This is a genomic window from Pseudoalteromonas sp. SS15, assembly GCF_049257195.1.
Classification (GTDB): Bacteria; Pseudomonadota; Gammaproteobacteria; order Enterobacterales; family Alteromonadaceae; genus Pseudoalteromonas.
Genome location: NZ_JBMMUD010000011.1, coordinates 1 through 14,354 on the forward strand (window position 1 = coordinate 1; position 14,354 = coordinate 14,354).

12 protein-coding genes are annotated in these 14,354 nt (G+C 44.5%); 7 read left to right on the forward strand and 5 right to left on the reverse strand.

The features are described 5' to 3' along the window. Positions 1 to 340: 340 nt before the first annotated feature. Together AAEU28_RS18620 and AAEU28_RS18625 are read right to left on the reverse strand one after the other, a co-directional pair. Positions 341 to 2,194, reverse strand: a complete 1,854-nt coding sequence (locus AAEU28_RS18620; protein WP_421965443.1) for a choice-of-anchor I family protein — start codon at positions 2,192 to 2,194, stop codon at positions 341 to 343. 103 nt (positions 2,195 to 2,297) lie between these two features. Then, positions 2,298 to 3,185, reverse strand: a complete 888-nt coding sequence (locus AAEU28_RS18625; RefSeq protein ID WP_421965444.1) for a LysR substrate-binding domain-containing protein — start codon at positions 3,183 to 3,185, stop codon at positions 2,298 to 2,300. 200 nt (positions 3,186 to 3,385) lie between these two features. Here AAEU28_RS18625 and AAEU28_RS18630 point away from each other — a divergent pair, with 200 nt between their 5' ends. The 6 genes from AAEU28_RS18630 (at position 3,386) to AAEU28_RS18655 (ending at position 9,381) form a co-directional block, all read left to right on the forward strand. After that, on the forward strand, positions 3,386 to 4,516 hold the full coding sequence (locus AAEU28_RS18630; protein ID WP_058031687.1) for an S-(hydroxymethyl)glutathione dehydrogenase/class III alcohol dehydrogenase: 1,131 nt from the start codon (positions 3,386 to 3,388) through the stop codon (positions 4,514 to 4,516). A gap of 62 nt (positions 4,517 to 4,578) precedes the next feature. Beyond that, positions 4,579 to 5,421 carry an S-formylglutathione hydrolase gene (fghA, locus tag AAEU28_RS18635; RefSeq protein ID WP_421965445.1) on the forward strand — a complete coding sequence of 281 codons (843 nt, stop codon included), beginning with the start codon at positions 4,579 to 4,581 and terminating at the stop codon, positions 5,419 to 5,421. 146 nt (positions 5,422 to 5,567) lie between these two features. Next, positions 5,568 to 6,848, forward strand: a complete 1,281-nt coding sequence (locus AAEU28_RS18640) for a LysM peptidoglycan-binding domain-containing protein (RefSeq protein ID WP_421965446.1) — start codon at positions 5,568 to 5,570, stop codon at positions 6,846 to 6,848. 46 nt (positions 6,849 to 6,894) lie between these two features. Then, positions 6,895 to 7,686, forward strand: a complete 792-nt coding sequence (locus AAEU28_RS18645) for a hypothetical protein (protein ID WP_421965447.1) — start codon at positions 6,895 to 6,897, stop codon at positions 7,684 to 7,686. 28 nt (positions 7,687 to 7,714) lie between these two features. Beyond that, positions 7,715 to 8,365 carry a glycoside hydrolase family protein gene (locus AAEU28_RS18650; RefSeq protein ID WP_421965448.1) on the forward strand — a complete coding sequence of 217 codons (651 nt, stop codon included), beginning with the start codon at positions 7,715 to 7,717 and terminating at the stop codon, positions 8,363 to 8,365. Next, positions 8,362 to 9,381, forward strand: a complete 1,020-nt coding sequence (locus AAEU28_RS18655; protein ID WP_421965449.1) for a helix-turn-helix domain-containing protein — start codon at positions 8,362 to 8,364, stop codon at positions 9,379 to 9,381. Before AAEU28_RS18650 ends, AAEU28_RS18655 begins: the two co-directional genes overlap by 4 nt. Here AAEU28_RS18655 and thpR read toward each other — a convergent pair. Continuing rightward, on the reverse strand, positions 9,373 to 9,900 hold the full coding sequence (gene thpR / locus AAEU28_RS18660) for an RNA 2',3'-cyclic phosphodiesterase (protein WP_421965450.1): 528 nt from the start codon (positions 9,898 to 9,900) through the stop codon (positions 9,373 to 9,375). The two genes, AAEU28_RS18655 and thpR, sit on opposite strands and share 9 nt — an antisense overlap. Positions 9,901 to 10,034: 134 nt before the next feature. On the opposite strand from thpR, the gene AAEU28_RS18665 reads away from it, so the two are divergent. After that, a complete protein-coding gene (locus AAEU28_RS18665; protein ID WP_421965451.1) occupies positions 10,035 to 11,273 on the forward strand; it encodes a serine hydrolase domain-containing protein in 1,239 nt (412 codons plus the stop codon). 71 nt (positions 11,274 to 11,344) lie between these two features. Here AAEU28_RS18665 and AAEU28_RS18670 read toward each other — a convergent pair whose 3' ends face one another. Then, complete coding sequence (locus AAEU28_RS18670; RefSeq protein ID WP_421965452.1) at positions 11,345 to 13,681, reverse strand: ABC transporter permease; 2,337 nt, start codon at positions 13,679 to 13,681, stop codon at positions 11,345 to 11,347. Further along, a complete protein-coding gene (locus tag AAEU28_RS18675; RefSeq protein ID WP_421965453.1) occupies positions 13,668 to 14,351 on the reverse strand; it encodes an ABC transporter ATP-binding protein in 684 nt (227 codons plus the stop codon). Before AAEU28_RS18675 ends, AAEU28_RS18670 begins: the two co-directional genes overlap by 14 nt. Positions 14,352 to 14,354 lie beyond the last annotated feature (3 nt).

Sequence of the window (14,354 nt, forward strand, 5' to 3'; positions counted from 1 at the left end):
TATCGGTGCAGCTATGAGAAAGCTTGCTCATATCTGCTTTGGTGTTGTGAAGAATCAAACTGAATATCAGTCTCAAGTTGTTTAAATCAAACTTGAGACTGGTTAGGAGAGATGGTATCTACAGGGGTAAAACCTTTGCCTGTGGGTCGTTTACGACTACAAAAATGGTTTCGTAAATGCCTCAGTTTAACTCCGTCTAAACTGGCTTATTAGCAATCTTGAGGAGTGTTACTTCCTTGTAGCATGGGCCTGTCGGCATCCTTGCCTCCACTTCCTCACACTGCGATGCTACGCATCGGTTGTTCGTCACCCTTGCGCAAAAGTAATCTGCTTCGCAGATCTATTTTGCACTTAATGCAACCTGCCAAACTGCCACTGAGCCTGAGATTTCATTACCAATAATAAGCAATGGCTTGCCTGTAGCACTTTGTTCAGCAGGCACGAATGACATGCCTTCTGGCGCTAAGTCACCGGTAATATCTGCGCCTTCAACCACACCGCGGTTAAAGAAGTAGTCAGCAAACTTGACGTCATAAGGGTTAGTGATGTCGTACACCATGATACCGCCCATACGCTCTAGGCCGATAAACGCAAACATACGCTCGCCAATTTGGCCCAGTGCCAACGCTTCTGGTTCAGCGCCTTTTGCATCAGAACGCGTGTCGCCTTCATTTTCATCTTCATCGTTGTTAAACGCAGCGCCATGAACAGATGCTGTGATACGAGCAATTTCATCACCTGAATCAAAGACAACTAAACCATTGCTGTCCCAAATCGTGAAAGAGCGCGCACCATATGTGTAAAGTGCTTCGTATTGACCATCGTTATCAGTGTCACCTTTCACTGTTGTCACTTTTAGGCGACCAATATCGTCATCATCGTTGTTTAAATAAGAGAAGTTACTGGCAAGCGTTAGGTCTTCTACTCGAGATTCATCGATATACGCTAAACAACCATCTTTATCGTCAAAGTCTAGACCGCCTTTTACGGTACAATCAGCCGCATCTGTGGCATCAAAGAAGTATTCGCGACCGTCACCTTCATTGGCAGACACAATGAAGTTTGCACCTTTCCAGCTAAAGCTTGCGATGGTATCTGGCTGGTACATACCGTACAGACCCGGGTATTTCTTAAAGTTGATCTTGCCGTCTTTGTCAGACGCATCCATGACTAAGTTTGACCAATCTTTAAAGCCTAAACCCATTAACTTAACGCTGTTGTCGCTTAAATCAACCACAGCTAAGCCATTGTTTTCTTGAATAGATACATAAGCATAGCGGTTGTCTTTTGAGATGCTGACATACTCAGGTTCAAGATCCATCGCCACCGTAGTATTAATTAGCTTGCCGTTGATTGTGCGACCCGTTGGGTTTGCGAACACCATCCCCATGGCTTCTAATTCAGCCTGTTTGCCGTTGTAATCTGTGAAGGTAATCTGTGTTGCGGTATCTGCCACTGTACCGCTGGTAACCGCAATCACACTGATGCTACCCTCAGGATCAACACTGTAATCACCTTCTGGCTCACCTTCGTTAGCCACAACGACTTTGCTGCCATCTGGGCTGAACGTCACCATGTCTGGTAATGCACCCACTGTGACATTTTTGATAAATACCGGCGCATCAGCTGAAATATCATAAAATGCGATCTGACCATTCTCGCCAGTGGTTTTTGCTGCCATCGCAACTGCTAACAACTGATTGTTTTCGTCGATTGCTATGCTATTCGCATCGCCTGGGGTGTTGTCGTTTAACGTTAACGTGATCGCACTGCTCAGGTTCGTCGTCGTGATCACACCTTCGTTATTTTTCACTAAACCAGCGGCATCAAAGCTGTCTGCAGCAATGATATTGACCACAGCGCTATCACCTGAGCTGTTAATTGCGTAGATCCATTTTTTAGATGCTTGGTAAACCACGATTTCGGCTGCACCCTCTGGGCTTTGTGCGTTTAACACTGCACGACCAACCATTTGAATATCTAACAGACGGTTGGCATCTTTACCATCAACCCCATTGGTGCCGTCGGTGCCATTTGAACCGTCACTACCATTTGTGCCGTTTGAACCATTCGTACCCGCAACACCTGCTGGGCCTTGTTCACCTTGAGGGCCTTGTTGACCATCGTCGCCGTCAAGGGCACAACCTGTTAGAGCCGTTAATAAAGAGAGCGCGATCAGAGAGCGTTTAAGCATGACTAAACCTATTGTTGTTTATTGTGTAATATTTAATAGCGAACAATTAAACAGCAGGTTTATGACGTTTAAGTTTCTGCGATCTTAAGGATTGATTGCAGTTTTATTGCGCATTATTGTCGGAATCTAAATGCGCATTCAGATAATCCACCAGCAATCTGACTTTAGGTGATAAATGACGATTATGCGGATACAGCGCCCAAATTCCCTCTTCAGCTTCTAAGTATTGCGGTAACACTTCAACCAAGTTGCCTTGCTTTAAGTCATCTGCAATGTAGTAGTCGGGTAACTTGATTATCCCCAAACCTTTAAGTGCCGCATCTCTAAGTGCAAAGCCACTATTACAATTGAGGCGACTTTTCATTTTTAACGTGCGCTCTTTGCCTTCAACGAGAAAACGCCAATACTCGCTGTTCCCTGTTAAACAGTGGTGTTGTTTCAGCTCGTCTAATGTATGAGGTGCGCCATATTGGCGTAAATAATCGGGCGAGGCGCAAACATATTGAATTCGGCTGGTTAAACGCTTTGCCATCATGGTTGAGTCATTCAACTTACCAAGACGGATGGCTAGATCAAATCCTTCTGCCACCAAGTCAAAGGTTTGGTTGCTTAAAAACATTTGCACTTCGACTTCCGGGTATTGGCGCATAAAGTCATGTACTAGCGGCATGATAAACTGCTCGCCATAGGCAACTGGGGCAGTCATTTTAATTAAACCCTGCGGCGTGTCTCGCAAATTACTAATGGCGCGCTCTGCCTCTTCAAGCCCAGTTAGCGCATGCTGGCAATGGTGAAAAAATACGTGGCCCTCTTCAGTCAGGGCAACCTTGCGTGTTGAGCGATAAAATAGCTTAGTACTGTGCTTCTCTTCTAACGCGGTGACTTGGCGACTGATGTGCGCAGTCGATACGCCTAATCGCTTCGCTGCTTGAGTAAAGCTACCCGATTGCGCCACCGCGACAAACTCATTAATGCCCTGCCAACTATTCATATCGCCTCATTATTACCACTGAGTAAAAGTAATTTACAAAAATAAGGGATTATCGAACAGGAGTAAACAAACTACACTTTCTCTCGTCAAAAATAATATTGCAAATACGCGTAAAGCACGTCGCTAAAACGGCTTTGAGTGCCTACGCTCTTATTTGCACAAAACACTTAAAACAATTCACTTAAAAAGCTGAGGACAACATGGCAGATCAATTTATTAAATCTAAGGCGGCCGTCGCATGGGGCCCAAATGAGCCACTCAAAATCGAAGAAGTCGATGTAATGCTGCCGCGTAAAGGCGAAGTATTAGTGCGCATCGTTGCGACGGGTGTCTGTCATACCGATGCATTTACGTTATCAGGTGATGATCCAGAAGGTATTTTCCCGTCAATTTTAGGCCACGAAGGCGGTGGTATTGTTGAGCAAGTAGGTGAAGGTGTAACTGGCCTAGAAGTAGGCGACCATGTGATTCCACTTTACACCGCAGAATGTGGTGAGTGTAAGTTCTGTACGTCAGGTAAAACCAACCTGTGCCAAGCGGTACGTGAGACGCAAGGTAAAGGCCTAATGCCAGATGGCACAACGCGCTTCTACAAAGACGGTCAGCCAATCTATCACTACATGGGTTGTTCTACTTTCTCTGAGTACACGGTGTTACCTGAAATCTCTTTAGCCAAAGTAAACAAAGAAGCACCGCTTGAAGAAGTGTGTTTATTAGGCTGTGGCGTGACAACCGGCATGGGTGCGGTACTGAACACAGCAAAAGTACAAAAAGGCGATACAGTAGCGATTTTTGGTTTAGGTGGTATTGGCCTTTCAGCGATCATTGGGGCAACCATGGCAGGTGCAAGTCGCATCATTGGTGTGGATATCAATGAAAGCAAATTTGATTTAGCGAAAAAGCTAGGTGCAACTGACTGTATCAACCCGAAACATTTCGATAAGCCAATTCAAGAAGTGATCGTTGAGATGACTGACGGCGGCGTCGACTTCTCATTTGAATGTATTGGTAATGTCGACGTGATGCGTTCAGCCCTAGAGTGTTGTCACAAAGGCTGGGGTGAATCAGTGATCATCGGTGTAGCAGGCGCAGGCCAAGAGATCTCAACGCGTCCATTCCAACTGGTTACTGGCCGTGTATGGCGTGGTAGCGCATTTGGCGGCGTAAAAGGCCGTTCAGAGTTACCTGAAATCGTTGAGCGTTACATGGCGGGTGAGTTTGGCTTACAAGACTTTATTACTCACACCATGGGCCTTGAAGACATCAATGAAGCCTTTGATTTGATGCATGAAGGTAAGAGCATTCGCTCTGTGATCCATTACAACAAGTAAACAGTTCAACACCCCAAAAGAGCTTGTATAAACAAGCTCTTTGTTCTTTATGGATATCAAAAATGAACTTAGAGAATATCAGTAATAACAAAAGCTTTGGTGGTTGGCATAAGCAATATACTCATCAATCTGAGGCGCTTAACTGCGCCATGCGCTTTGCTATTTTTCTACCGCCGCAGGTGAACGAAGGCCATAAAGTGCCTGTGCTTTACTGGCTTTCTGGCCTAACCTGCACAGACGAAAACTTTATGCAAAAAGCCGGTGCTCAACGTGTTGCCGCAGAATTGGGTATGGCCATAGTGGCGCCTGATACCAGCCCGCGTGGCGAAGGTGTGGCAAACGATGAGGGGTATGATTTAGGCCAAGGCGCAGGGTTTTATGTGAATGCAACGCAAACCCCTTGGGCGGCGCATTTTCAAATGTACGATTATATCCTTGATGAATTGCCAAACTTAATTGAAGCGAACTTTCCGGTCACTTCACAGCGTGCGATCAGTGGGCACTCTATGGGTGGACACGGTGCATTGATGATCGGCCTTAAAAACCAATCTCGTTTTAGTTCAATTTCAGCATTTAGCCCTATCACCAACCCAACGCAGTGCCCGTGGGGTGAAAAAGCCTTTACTGCGTACTTAGGCGACAACAAGCAAGCTTGGACTGAATACGACAGTGTTGAGCTTTTAAAAGCGGGTAAACCGAGTTTACCAATCTTGGTTGACCAAGGTAGCGAAGATGGCTTTTTAGCAGAGCAATTAAAGCCAGAAAACTTAATTGCCGCAGCTAAATCAGTCGATGCCGAGTGTGAGCTGAGAATGCAAGCAGGCTACGACCACAGCTATTACTTTATTGCCAGCTTTATAGAAGATCACCTGCGCTTTCACCACCAGCATTTAAATGCCAAGTAGCTAAACGGCTTTCACAGAGTGCGCGACGTAAAGTCGCGCCTACCATGTCACACCCTTCCCCGTAAAAATTTTCACTTAACCCCTGTAACTAACTTCTATACAATTGTTGCGATATTCAAAAATAACTCTAACTAAAAAGAATCTTCATGCGCATTGTATTTATCTCACTTTTTCTACTGTTATCTGGCTGTGCCAGTCTCACCAACTCACCCACTGAAGTTGAAGAACCCCTTGTTCATACGCCTCCAGTAGAAGACAACGCACTCGCAGAACCAAGTGAGCCGGTGGCACCGGTATTCGTTGAAAATATCTTACCGAGTGAAGCTGAAGATGTTTGGCATCGTATTCGTATTCAATTGCAATTTGCGCCATCTAATCACGAACGTGTACAAAACCGTGTTGATTGGTATTTAAAACACCCGAACTACATGGAAACTATTACAAAGCGCGCCGAGCCATTTTTGTATTACATCGTCAATGAAGTGGAGCGCAGAGGTCTACCAATTGAGTTGGCTTTGATGCCCTTAATCGAAAGCGATTTTGATACCAGCGCTTATTCTCACAAACATGCTTCTGGCCTTTGGCAACTAACGCCACTCATCGCCAAGCATTATGGTGTAAAAATTGGTCCTTGGTATGACGGTCGCCAAGACGTGATTGATGCCACTAATGCCGCACTCGATTTTTTAACCTATTTGCACAAACGCTTCGATGGCAACTGGTACCATGCTATTGCCGCTTACAATACAGGTGAAGGTCGTGTTGCACGTGCCATTCGCAATAATAAGAAGCAGGGCAAATCGACCGACTTCTTCCATTTAAAGCTGCCTAGGCAAACCCGTCACTATGTACCAAAGCTTTTAGCTGCCGCACAACTGCTTCGTGAAGAGCAAATGGTCTTTCCAAAAATCGCCAACCAGCCAACCATAGATGTGATTGATATGCGTCATGGGGTAATTTTAGATGACAAAAAGAAGTGGGCTCAGCTTGAAGTATTAAACCCGGGTTATACCCGTTTCCCAGCCTTATTAGACGGCCCTAAACACTTAGTTTTAAGAAAAGGCGAAAGTAAGAACTGGCAAGATTATGTCGCGAACTTACCCGAAATGCCGAGCGAACAATGGCAAAAGTACACCATTCGCCGCGGTGACAGTTTGAGTGTTATCGCCCAGCGTCACTCGATTACGGTTTCGCAATTAAAAAGCTTTAATCAATTAAAATCGAGCCGTATTCGCGCAGGCGACACCTTAATGCTGCCCATTTTGGCAGATAAGCAAATAGAGTATAAAGTTAAGTCAGGCGACAGCCTATGGCGCATCGCCAGACACTTTGATGTTACGGTCAGTAAAATTAAGCAGTGGAATAGCTTATCGAAAGACGTTTTACGGATTGGCGATAAGTTAACGATTTTCTTAGCCGCACCTTAAATACGATTTAAATAAAACAATAAAAATAACACGTTAAGGCAAGGACATGAGCGAACAACCAAAACAAGAACACACGCAACAGGCCTCAGACTCAAACCAAGAGACACTCCATGCGCTCTCTGAGCAAGCCGTGCTAGATCATCACGATGATAAAAAGCATAAGCTCAGAGCAAAGCGCCCACCGAGAAAAGGCCTTACCCGCTCAAAGATAAACTCTATGCTCGCAGTGTGTGCCATTGTCATTTCTGCAGCCTCGTTTTATGCCACTTATCTACAAGCAAAAGCCTCGCAAGAGCAAGTTGCCGCCGCTAAACGTCAGCTTAAAGCCGAAACCCTACCTTGGCTCAAAATGGGCTACTCTAATTTCGATATTAACCAAGAAAAACAATATATTAATATCAATATTTCTAACTCTGGCACCGGTCCAGCCATGGTCCATTACATTGAGTACATTTATAACGATGAGAAGCATTTTCACATTGAAGAGTTACTCGACACTTGCTGCTCGTTAAACGCATATAAAGAAGCCCTTGCTGAGATAGAGCAAGACCAAAGAGACATTAATTACCGCAACGCCTTCGGCTGGTTTGCGTCAAGCGATACCACTAACTTTTTACTTGCCGACGGTGAAGAATTTAATGTCTTTATGATGCAAAAGACTAATTTTAACTCGGGTCTTTGGCAGCAAATTGATCAAAGCATATTTGATGTAAAAGTGAACGCTTGCTACTGCTCTATCTTAAAGCATTGCTATATTGTTGATGAAAAGTCTAATATTGAAGAGGTACAAAGTTGTGACCTTCCTAAGCAGGAAGAAACACAAGCATTGACCGAATAATCCGTATTTTTCGACAGTATGAGTAGTTATGCCGAGTAACGACACCCAGTTTATACAGCAACTAAAACGCTTTGAGGGCGAAATCGCCCATCTCTATTTAGATAGCCGAGGTAATCCCACCATAGGGGTTGGATTCTTAATGGCCAACGCAAACCAGTTTTGTGCGCTCAATCTCGTCCATAAACAATCAGGAAAGCCCGCCAGTGAGCGCGAAAAACAAGCCGAATATAAAAAAATAAGCAAACAAAAGTCAGGTTATAAGGCCAGTTGGTATGCGCAGTTTTGTGAACTGACACTACCCAGCCATGAAACCGATAAGCTCCTTCACAAACACCTCGCCCAGTTTAAACAAGAATTGAACAAGGTCTTTAGCAAACAAAGCGGTTTTAACTGCCAATTTGAACAGATGCCACTGAGTGCCCAATATGCTTTGCTCGATATGGCTTTTAATTTAGGCACTCCGCATTTAGCGAAAAACTGGCCGAAACTACACCAAGCCATCAAGCAACAAGACTGGCACTGTGCCGCCCAAGAATGCAGCCGCAGACATATTCAAAGTGAGCGCAATGCAGCAACCGAACAGCTTTTTAAACAAGCCTCGAAGACTTCATCACCTACTACCAAGCCTTCGGTATTGAGTTGGATAACGAGCCGTATCAAAAATAAGCTACTGCCATGACAAGCCTAACACTCGTCGACCTATTACTGCGTTTTTCGAGTGTTGGCATCATGCTGACATTGAGCACCTTACTTTGGCACAAGCTTGGTCGAGGCGAGCGGCTTTTAGCGTTGGCACTTTCACTGTCTTTAACGGGCTTTCTATTGCTGACCCAGCCCATTCATGAGTTGAGGTTTAACCCAGCCAGAGGCGTGTTTCTCTTTTTAACTGAGCTGTTTCCTTTTGTACTCGCACTGACCTTTTGGCGCACCTTCCATGCTCGCTTCCCGCACTGGCTTTCACACAAAGCCAGTCAAGCCGGTATCTCCATACTTGTGCTGATTTTGTTTTGGCAGTTTGTCCTCACCGATATATCAACACCATTTCACCAAGTAATGCACTTATTAGAGGCCATCGCTTTACTTACCGCAATAGGTTTAAGCATGTGGGGCTTTCAGGATGATTTAGTCGATGCCAGAAGACGGTTGCGTATTGTATTGGCAACGTTATCTGTCGCTTATTGTTTATTACTGTTAGTGTTTGAGCTCACCGACTCGCCATGGCGTCGTCAATCTTGGTTTATGTTGAGCAATGCTTTTGTTGTGTTTATAGCCTTATTTGCCAGCCTGCTGGCGATTAAAGACTGGTTGTTCACTTCAGCAACTCAGCTTGGACAACCTACAATTGGCCCCTCAAGTGCTTTAACCGATAAACTCAATGCGCAGTTGGCAGCTAAAATCTATCTTCAACCAACACTCACCATTGCGCAACTTGCTGAAGCCATGACAGTGCCACCTCATCAGTTAAGAAAATATATTAATGAGCAACTTGGCTTTAATCACTTTAGTCAGTTTTTAAACCACCATCGATTAGATCATGTGGTTATGCAATTTAAGCAAGCAGAACAGGTAAATACACCAATATTAACGCTCGCACTTAATGCTGGGTTTAACTCTATCGGGCCATTCAATCGCGCGTTCAAGGCGAGATTCAACACCACACCTAGCCAATATCGAAAGCAGTTATTTTTAGATTAAATCAAAGGTCTCTATTGGCTCGTAAATGAGCCCGTCGGCTTCTGTGCGATACGAGTGATAAAGATGAAACTGGTTGACCTGAAGTGAACATGGCGCGATAGCCTGATTTGTTTCAGGACATGGCTTATGACTTCGGTATAAGGTGATGTGAGGCGAAAATCCATAAGGGTTATCATAAATACCCAGTTCAGTGCCTTTGCTCCTTAATGGCTCAGCTAAAGCTTTAAGTTGTGGCGCGATGAAGTCGGGTTTCAAATAAAAAATACCATTGTGCGCCCAATAGCCAGTTTCGCTAAACGTTACAGAAAAGCGAGCCACTTGAAGTGCGCGAGCAAATTCAATTAATTGCGCTTGCTGCTCAACAGACACATTCGGTAAAAAAGCCAAAGTAAGATGCCAGTTGCTGGGCTTGGTATGTGACTTTTTTGCGGTGACAGAGTTTGCAAGCCAAGCCTCAAGGTGCTCAGTCATCCCCTGATCTAATCCTATTCCAAAGAACAAACGTTTGGCTTCACTCATAGCTTCCTCTTTTTTATGATTTTTAATAAATAAACTTACTCTTTTAACTATCGACCAGCATTTTTATTTATCGGCAAGATTTAATAGCAAAACTTTCAATACATTAGCTCTATCATATTCAATGAGAGCTTGTTATGAAAAACAAAATTATTACCCTTATATGCCTGATTATTGCCTTACTGATCTGGTTATTCAAACCCGTTTACGATTGGGCAGCCTATCGTGGAAAAGTCCCAATTTTATTTGCAAGCCACTATGCGCTGCCAAACTCCCCTCACCCAGAAGCGAGTCATACGCATAGTGAGACTGAACTCGATGAAGCAAAGCTCATTAATATACTTAAGAAGTACCGAGAGCAAAGCCATGCACCAGGGCTATCAGCAGCCATTGCCTACCAAGGCAAACCGCTTTGGTCGGGTACAATTGGCTATGCGTCTTTAGAGAACAACACACCACTAACAACTACTCATCAATTTCGAATTGGCAGCACATCAAAGGCTATGACAGCAACGCTGTTGGCACAATTGATTGATAAGCATAACTTCAATTTAGATACCCCAATCCAAGACTATTTAGGATTCAACCCTAACCCACTATGGCCGGCAATGACACCTAGGCAGCTTGCCTCACACAGCGCTGGTTTACCGCATTACAAGCGCAATACTGACTTGATGGGCCTGTATTATGCTATGGCTCTAACCAATCACTTTGAAACACCGCTTGAGGCGCTAAAGGGCTTTGATGGCAGTGAACTACTCTACTCTCCCGGTGAACAGTTTTATTATTCAAGTTACGGCACTGTGTTGCTGAGTGCCGTGCTTGCTGCCGCATCAGGGCAAGACTTTATCGATGCTATGCGTGAACGCATCTGGCAACCTCTTGATATGACTCATACAGGGTTAGAAGCCGATGCCGAACACCTTGTTGATTTTTATTTTAATAACAAAGGACAACAAACAAATTATATACCTTGGCGCAATGTCGACTTAAGCCATCGTCTAGCGGGAGGAGGATTTATCAGTACACCTAGCGATCTGGCCAAACTCGGCAGTGGCTACCTAGATAGGCACTTTTTAAGTCAAACGACTGTCGATACCATGTGGACACCGCAACAACTCAACAATGGTGAAATAAACCCACAAAACTATGCGCTAGGCTGGCGAGAGGCAAAAAACTTACTACTCGATAAATATACGGTTTATCATCATGGTGGGGTATCAAGAGGGTCGCAATCAATCTTGATGGTTATTCCAGAGTTGTCTTTGAGTATTGCTGCAAACATCAATGTGAATACAGAAAAATTTTGGGACTTTGGTCATGTTGTGACGGCACTAGCCAGTGAAGTACATCAACAAATAGGTATAACAAACTGAATAATGTGTGGCTTTTAATCACAATCGTTCAAAGCCACACGCCTAATTAACTAGAACTTAGGTTACCTACTTTATAACTCCCGTAAAGATTGCTGGATTGGTTGGTTCAGCAACTTTCTCAGCGGTAATACCACTGCTACTGCAGATAATGCAAACGTCACTAACACCGCACTTAAAGCGGCAAGTATGTCTAGTTGCAGGGTATTGAACGAGGATGAATTGAATAGTACAAACACAGTTAAGCTCGTGAATATGGCTACAGCTAATGCCAATAGGCTGTACTTTAATCGCGTCAGCAGCACAAACTGCTCAGAGGCACCGATTGCAAGCAACACACTAATAGTTTGCTTTTCAACGCGTAATTGCGCCTGTATTTGATACCACAAACCACTGAATACACCTCCCACAATCACAGCAGAAACCAATAACGCAAACCACAGTACATCTTGCGATTGCTGATCGAACACTTGGATCACCAGCTCAAGCGTCTGGGCGTCAGATACTTTCGCACTTGGCACTTGTGACTTCACCCACGCCGCTAACTGCGCATGCTGTTTGGACTGCGGTGACTGTAGCACAGTAAATACTGCCATCGTGTCTGAGTTAAGCTGCTCTAAAGGTAAATACAAAGTTGGTTGCACACTCTGGGATCGCCCCCAATGTGGTATGTCTTCAACAATGCCTGTAATGGTATAGGTTTGCTCTTGCAGGCCATATTGAACCTGAGTTCCGAGTAAAGACATCAGATCTTCATGTTGACTCAAGCGCTCAGCAAATGTGTGATTGATCACAACACCACTGTGCCACTGCTTAGACTCTAGCCCAGTGACTTTAGCATCGAGTACATTAAAAAATTCAGAACTGGCATGCATAGTCGCAATATTAATCTCTTGCCCGGTTTGTGGTGCTTTAAACTCATAACGATTAAGTTGAGCAAAAGAAGAGCTCAAAATCGCCTTTGCTTCAGCGCCCTTGTCTTGTGCCAATAATTGTCGCCAAGATATAGGGAAATTGCCCGTATCAACTTGAGTTTGGGTTGCAGACAAGCCAATACTGGTTTGCTGATACTGTTGCCACTGCTCTTTCACCACAAAAGTCAGAGTATAAATAGCGACTAAGGCTGCGCTTAGTTGCAACACTAAAATGCCCTGACTCAATAACTTCTGCCATAAAGAAGCGCTGTGGTTGGTTTGTCGCGTAAACAAATCTTTCTTCAATAGATTCAGCAATGGAATACCGGCACAGGCCAATAAGCTCAGTATCATCATCAAAACTGCACTCAGTAACACAGCGCCGTTTAGCACCATGTCTTGCTGACTAAAATACTGTTGGTAACTGGCGGTGCTTTGCACCATGGCTTTTAAGAAAGCTAAACAAGGATAAATTAAAACACAGACCACACAGGCCATGACGAACGCAAAGCGCATCGCAGAGCGAAAAAAGTCTCGGTTTTGAGCGCCTAACAACCTCAATGTTCGCAATTCATCTGCTATTAAGATCGCCCGACTGCTTGAAAGCGAGAATAGTGTAAAAATTAAAATGAGCCACAACGACACCACTAAACCAAGCAATAACTGCCAAGCAAACACCAGACGCTGATAGCCTTTAGGATCAAACTGAACACCAGATAAAATGGCCAGAGGCAAAGTCGATTTACCGAATGACATACCTTTCACAGACAAGTCTAGCTCAGCCAATTGCGCAGTCGCTTGGTGTGGCTCAAACTCACCCGATGCCGATACCAAACCATAATACATTGGCGCCGCCAGTAAAAAGCGCTCGAGCATCATGCCACCAGTGAATGGAGCTGAATACTGCAAAATGTCTTCTGGCAACCAAGCATCGAGTAATTCAGCGCCAACCTGGTCGTATTTTTGGTCAAGTACCCCCAACACTGGCAGCCCTTGTGGTAAGCGCTTAAAGCTAAACACCTTACCAACCACGTCAGGGTCACTATTTAGGTTTTCTTGCCAAAATCGGTGAGTTAGCCAAATACCCAAGACACTACTTTGCGCCATATCTAGCCCTATATTCTCCGCTGAATTTGCAGAGAACACCGCGCTATTGACCGCATTAAAGGTTTGGTTATTAAGTGACAAGCTATATTTTTTTATCACCAACCAAGAGACATCTTCAACCATAGGAAATGATTTCAGCTTCTCTAGGGCCTGCCGACTCACCGGGCTTAAACTTTTATTCTCATGTAACCTTCCAACCGTATAAAGGGGTTTGTCGGTGTTTGTCCACTGTGGATTTTCGTAAAACAGCATGCCACCTAAACGCAGCGCAATGGCCAGCAAAGCTGCAGAGAAAGCAAAGCCAAATAAAATGAGTGCAAACTTAAAATACTGACCGCGCCAACGTCGCCACTCACATAGCAACTCAAAGAGTGTATTATTCGCCGTCATAAGTCACTTGCCCATCTAGAATTCGGATCTTGCGCTGACAACGCGCGGCAACATTTTCATCATGGGTAACTATAACCAAGGTTGTCCCTTGTGCCGACAGCGACAATAATAAGTTCATGACTTCTTCACCGGTTTTTTGATCTAGGTTACCCGTAGGTTCATCGGCAAGAATTAAAGCCGGCTCATTAATGAGTGCTCGCGCAATAGCCACACGCTGCTGCTGACCTCCAGAGAGTTTGTCTGGCGTGCTATTGCTTTTATCAGCTAATCCTACCTGCGCTAATACATTTTGTGCTCGAGCGATATATTCAGCAGGTTTAATGTCAGCGTTAAACCGCATCGGTTGTATAACATTCTCGAGCACTGTCATGCTGGCGATCAGGTTAAAGTTTTGAAAGATCCAACCTATATGACGATTTCGCAGTTGGCTTTTCTGCTTTTTGGTTAATGACGTGACGTTTTCTGTGCGCAGTAAATATTCACCTTTGCAAGGCTCATCCAGTAACCCGATGATTGAAAGTAAGGTGGATTTACCACTGCCTGACGGCCCCAAAATCGCAATCGACTCACCATCATGAATGGTCAAGTCGATGTCTTTTAAAACCGCTTCATTATTTGCTGCTTGAGCAAACGATTTGTTAACCCTGTTTAGAGCAATAAGAGTATTCACGCT

Excerpts from the sequence above, each read along its gene's own strand:
- AAEU28_RS18670 (WP_421965452.1), bottom strand. The coding sequence starts at position 13,681 with ATGACGGCGAATAATACACTCTTTGAGTTGCTATGTGAGTGGCGACGT.
- AAEU28_RS18655 (WP_421965449.1), top strand. The coding sequence starts at position 8,362 with ATGACAAGCCTAACACTCGTCGACCTATTACTGCGTTTTTCGAGTGTT.
- AAEU28_RS18650 (WP_421965448.1), top strand. The coding sequence starts at position 7,715 with ATGCCGAGTAACGACACCCAGTTTATACAGCAACTAAAACGCTTTGAG.
- fghA (WP_421965445.1), top strand. The coding sequence starts at position 4,579 with ATGAACTTAGAGAATATCAGTAATAACAAAAGCTTTGGTGGTTGGCAT.
- AAEU28_RS18620 (WP_421965443.1), bottom strand. The coding sequence starts at position 2,194 with ATGCTTAAACGCTCTCTGATCGCGCTCTCTTTATTAACGGCTCTAACA.
- AAEU28_RS18665 (WP_421965451.1), top strand. The coding sequence starts at position 10,035 with ATGAAAAACAAAATTATTACCCTTATATGCCTGATTATTGCCTTACTG.
- AAEU28_RS18630 (WP_058031687.1), top strand. The coding sequence starts at position 3,386 with ATGGCAGATCAATTTATTAAATCTAAGGCGGCCGTCGCATGGGGCCCA.
- AAEU28_RS18640 (WP_421965446.1), top strand. The coding sequence starts at position 5,568 with ATGCGCATTGTATTTATCTCACTTTTTCTACTGTTATCTGGCTGTGCC.
- thpR (WP_421965450.1), bottom strand. The coding sequence starts at position 9,900 with ATGAGTGAAGCCAAACGTTTGTTCTTTGGAATAGGATTAGATCAGGGG.
- AAEU28_RS18645 (WP_421965447.1), top strand. The coding sequence starts at position 6,895 with ATGAGCGAACAACCAAAACAAGAACACACGCAACAGGCCTCAGACTCA.
- AAEU28_RS18625 (WP_421965444.1), bottom strand. The coding sequence starts at position 3,185 with ATGAATAGTTGGCAGGGCATTAATGAGTTTGTCGCGGTGGCGCAATCG.